The organism is Pseudomonas sp. 21, from assembly GCF_000955805.1.
Classification (GTDB): Bacteria; Pseudomonadota; Gammaproteobacteria; order Pseudomonadales; family Pseudomonadaceae; genus Pseudomonas.
The window spans coordinates 1-1,109 of sequence record NZ_JYOA01000006.1 but is presented as its reverse complement, the minus strand read 5'-3'; the positions used below and the strand labels follow the sequence as shown (position 1 = coordinate 1,109).

The following is a 1,109-nucleotide window of genomic DNA, read 5'->3' as shown; positions in this document are numbered from 1 at the left end:
CCTTCGCGAATCGCGAAGCGCAGGCCATCTTCCATGGCGATCGGAGCGATCAGGGTGACAACCATTTTCACGTTGTCGCCCGGCATTACCATCTCAACGCCTTCCGGCAGTTCGCAGTTGCCGGTTACGTCGGTGGTACGGAAGTAGAACTGCGGACGGTAGCCTTTGAAGAACGGGGTGTGACGACCACCTTCTTCTTTGGACAGCACGTACACTTCGCACTCGAACTTGGTGTGCGGCTTGATGGTGCCCGGCTTGGCCAGAACCTGGCCACGCTCTACGTCTTCACGCTTGGTGCCACGCAGCAGAACGCCAACGTTCTCACCAGCACGACCTTCGTCGAGCAGCTTGCGGAACATTTCAACGCCGGTGCAGGTAGTCTTGGTGGTCGCCTTGATGCCGACGATTTCCACTTCTTCCTGGATCTTGACGATGCCACGCTCAACACGGCCAGTTACCACGGTGCCACGGCCGGAGATCGAGAATACGTCTTCGATCGGCATCAGGAACGGCTTGTCGATGGCGCGCTCGGGCTCGGGGATGTACGAGTCCAGGGTTTCTACCAGCTTGCGCACGGCGGAAACGCCCATCTCGTTGTCGTCCTGGCCGTTCAGGGCCATCAGAGCGGAACCGATCACGATCGGAGTGTCATCGCCCGGGAAGTCGTAGGTGTTCAGCAGATCGCGAACTTCCATTTCGACCAGTTCCAGCAGCTCGGCGTCGTCAACCATGTCGGCCTTGTTCAGGAACACGACAATGTAAGGAACGCCTACCTGACGGGACAGCAGGATGTGCTCGCGGGTCTGCGGCATGGGGCCGTCAGCAGCCGAGCAAACCAGGATCGCGCCGTCCATCTGGGCAGCACCGGTGATCATGTTCTTCACGTAGTCAGCGTGACCCGGGCAGTCTACGTGAGCGTAGTGGCGTACCGGCGAGTCGTATTCAACGTGAGAGGTGTTGATGGTGATACCACGAGCCTTCTCTTCCGGCGCGTTGTCGATCTGGTCGAAAGCGCGAGCGGAGCCGCCCCAGGTCTCGGAGCAGACCTTGGTCAGAGCAGCGGTCAGAGTGGTTTTGCCGTGGTCAACGTGACCGATGGTGCCGACGTT

Annotated in this window: 1 protein-coding gene; it reads right to left on the bottom strand. The window is 59.7% G+C overall.

Annotation, left to right across the window (positions count from 1 at the left end; genetic code table 11):
- Positions 1-1,109, bottom strand: a 1,109-nt coding sequence (gene tuf / locus UB43_RS15435; protein WP_156160425.1) for an elongation factor Tu, incomplete at both ends; no start/stop codon positions are given.